Annotated in this window: 4 protein-coding genes; 2 read left to right on the forward strand and 2 right to left on the reverse strand. The window is 68.9% G+C overall.

The window, feature by feature from the left end:
* Positions 1–554: D-alanyl-D-alanine carboxypeptidase family protein (locus tag C1J01_RS47100; RefSeq protein ID WP_146616013.1), on the reverse strand; the 554-nt coding region annotated here is incomplete at its 3' end.
* A gap of 83 nt (positions 555–637) precedes the next feature.
* Between C1J01_RS47100 and C1J01_RS47105 the strand changes: the two genes are divergently transcribed.
* Complete coding sequence (locus C1J01_RS47105) at positions 638–871, forward strand: SCO4848 family membrane protein (protein WP_111185564.1); 234 nt, start codon at positions 638–640, stop codon at positions 869–871.
* Here the strand turns inward: C1J01_RS47105 and C1J01_RS47110 are convergent.
* Positions 854–2,206 (reverse strand): peptide ligase PGM1-related protein, encoded by a 1,353-nt coding sequence (locus C1J01_RS47110; protein WP_111185566.1) that lies wholly within the window; start codon positions 2,204–2,206, stop codon positions 854–856. The two genes, C1J01_RS47105 and C1J01_RS47110, sit on opposite strands and share 18 nt — an antisense overlap.
* 538 nt (positions 2,207–2,744) lie before the next feature.
* On the opposite strand from C1J01_RS47110, the gene C1J01_RS47115 reads away from it, so the two are divergent.
* Positions 2,745–3,371 (forward strand): amidohydrolase (locus tag C1J01_RS47115; protein WP_146616014.1); only part of this gene is annotated, 627 nt, incomplete at its 3' end.

The following is a 3,371-nucleotide window of genomic DNA, read 5'->3' on the forward strand; positions in this document are numbered from 1 at the left end:
CTGCTCTGCCCCGGCAGGTCCAGCCCGCTCGGCGTCTTGGCCACCGTGTCGTACGCCTGCAGCCGCTTGGCCATCGCGTTCATGTCGCGCATGGTCTGGGGGAGACCGCCGTTCGTCTCGGCCAGGGCCATCGCGGCGTCGTTGCCCGAGGCCATCATCAGCGCCTTGAACAGGTCGTCCACCTTGTAGGCGATCTTGGGCGTCAGGCCGACGGCGCTGCCCTCCTGGTTGCAGGCGTTCTGGCTGGGCCGCACCTTGCGGTTCTTGTCGAGCTTGGGGATCAGCGTCAGCGCCGTCAGCGCCTTGAGCGTGCTGGCCGGCAGGTACTTGCCGTGGGCGTCCTTCGCCGCCAGCACCTGACCCGTGTCGGCGTCCGCGATGACGTAGGAAGTAGCCTTGCTCTTGGGCGGCTTCTTGACGCCTGCGGGGGTGACCAGGCCGCGGCTGCCCAGAGCCTCACCGCCGACCGGCGTCCCCGGCTCGGCGTGCGCGGTGCCGCCGGAGAGCGCGACCGAGGCGATGAGCGCCGTGATCGGCACGATTTTCGTCCACATGGCCGTCTCAGCGTAGCTCTGAGTTAATACGCATGTGGCGACACATCCCCCGAAGATTCGCGTTCGATACTGGAGAGGCACGGATGTCACGAAAGACGGCCGGATTCCTGATCGTCCTCGGCGTGTTCATGATCTTCGAGTGGGTGAACCTCGGGTTTAACTTGGCCGACGGGCATCCGACCAGCTTCTACGTGGTCCACGGCATCCTGATCGTGGTGAACGTCGTCCTCGGCGCCGTGGTCGCGGTGCTCGGCTGGCGCGGCCTGCGCGGCTCGTCCGTCAAGGACGGCGGCCTGCGCTCAGGGGCCGCAAAGTAGCCGCCGGGTGTGGGCGTGCAGCTCGGCGGCCTCCTCGCGGGAGTCGCCGATCGAGGTGAAGCCCAGCTTCCCGTGCTCGGGGAGCGCCCCGAGCAGGTGGAAAACGTTCCCGGTGCGCCGCTCGGCGTCGTAGCCGAGCCCGAGCCGCTCCGCCGTCCGGATCACCTCACCCGGCGTGCGGCCCATCAGGCACGCCGAAGCGCAGTTGTCGGTCGCGGTGTAGAACTTCGGCTGATCTCCGCACATGAGGTGACCGGTGCCCGGATCGTACGTCGCCCCCGTCGTCAGCACGGCCGCCCCGAACGGATGCGTCGTCCCGCCGATGCGCAGGTTGATCTCGCACAGCAGCGCCGCGTACCCGGCGTCGGCCTTGAGCGCGAAGAAGTCCATCCCGAACAGGCCGACCACGCCCCGGTCGGCCAGGACCTGCGCGATCCGCTGCGCCGAGGCGCCCACCTCGGCCCGGTAGGCGGACGCCGCCGGGAACGTGCAGCCCTGGTAGACGTGGCCGTTGGCGCCGCCGAGCACCTGGTCGTGGGTGGCCAGCACCTGCGCCTGCCCGCCGGGCGTGATCTGGGCGAGCGCGCTCGGGTAGTAGAGCGGGTGGTGCTCGATGAACTCCTCGACCACCGCCCCCCGCTCGGCGATCTTCGCGGTGAACGACTCCCAGGTCTCCCCGTCCGCCGCGAAGCTGGTCAGCGACCGGTCGCCCTTGGTCAGGATGGCGTTGCCGAGCCCGGAGTAGCCGTCGTTGAGCTTGACGATCACGCGTCGGCCCGGCAGGGCCTCGATCGCCTCGTCGATCTCCAGCGCCGTGCGCACGTCGCCGAACCCGCGCGGCATCGGCACGCCGGCCTCGTGCCCGACCTCGCGGGCCCCGCTCTTGGAGCCGTAATAGGCCAGGGACGTGGCCGGGCCGTAGAGGGGGATGCCGAGTGAGGCGGCGAGCTGCTCCTCCAGCTCGCTCAGCACGAACGGCACCAGCCACGCCTCGCCGGTGATCGCCGCGCGCACCTGCTCGACGACGTCGGGGTGGGCGAGCAGGGTCCTGGTCAGCGGCTGGGACCAGGGCTCGTCCACGCTGACCAGCATCAGGCGTTTGGCGGCGTCGTCCGGGTCGGGCAGGAAGGAGAGGTAGTACGCGACGATGTCCGGGTCGATCGGCGCGGAGGAGAGATAGACCACCCTGACCCCGGGGTCGCGGAGCGTGAGCAGCAGGAACAGCAGGCGCTCCTCGTACGACCTTGCTCCCTTGATCCGGCGGAGCTCGTCCTGCGGAAGCGAGAGCGAGGGCACGACCACCAGGGTCCCCTCACTCGGCTCGAAGATGCTCAACCCAGCACTCTTCTCCCCGAACGGGATATTAGTGATCATATGGCGAGTGAAACACGCATTCTTCTCAAACGCAGCCGTCTCCGAAGTGTGATGACCATGACAGAAGGTGACAGGATTCGGAATCGCTGACCACGTTTGGGAGGGGGCTCATCGGGTCACGATCTACTGATCCCTTGTGACTATTTCCGGATCAGCCGTACCCGCACGGAACGTGACATCCAGCGGTTTCGGACATGCCACCGGACAACTTTTGGGGTATCTGTCACCGCGAACTCTCGCGGTGACGATAAAGTCGAACCATCGCCATCGGGCTCACGGCCGACCGCTGTGCTCCCGTGCTGCGGAGGCACTCGCGACCGACGTAGGCGAAGCCCGTGCTGACGATCTCGCGCACCGATACCACCGGGTGTGTCTTTTGATTCGCCGAGCGGCCGCTCGACCGGGTGGGCCGACGCGGGATGGAGAGTCATTTCAGCGCATGAGCCGCGATGGCCTTGTACATATCGAGGCGTGCGGCATTGGGACAGGACGGTGACATATGCGGGGACGTGAGCTTCGGGGCGAACTCGACGCGTTCCTGGCGGAGACCGAGCAGGATCTCGTGGCCTTTCGCCGCGACCTCCACATGCACCCCGAGCTGGCCTTCGCCGAATATCGCACGACGCAGCGCATCGCCGAGCGGCTCACCGCCGCCGGGCTGACCCCCTCGGTGCTCCCCCGGGGCACGGGGCTGATCTGCGACGTGGGCAGCGGGGACGGCCCGACCATCGCGCTGCGCGCCGACATCGACGCCCTGCCGCTGCAGGACGAGAAGGACGTGGCGCACCGCTCGACCGTGCCCGGCGTCTGCCACGCCTGCGGTCATGACGTGCACACCACCGTGCTGCTCGGCACCTCGCTCTTCCTGGCCCAGCAGGCCGCCGCGGGCGTGCTGCCCGGCCGCGTTCGGCTGATCTTCCAGCCCGCCGAGGAGCTGCCCGGCGGGGCGCTGGAGGTCATGGCCCACGGCGGCATCAGCGGCGTCGACCGCATCTTCGGCCTCCACTGCGACCCTCGCGTCGACGTCGGCCAGCTCGGCCTGCGCACCGGCCCGATCACCTCCGCCTGCGACAAGCTGGTCGTGCGCGTCTCGGGGCCCGGCGGCCACACCGCCCGCCCCCACCTC

Origin of the sequence: Nonomuraea aridisoli (assembly GCF_003236395.1) — a bacterium.
Classification (GTDB): Bacteria; Actinomycetota; Actinomycetes; order Streptosporangiales; family Streptosporangiaceae; genus Nonomuraea; species Nonomuraea aridisoli.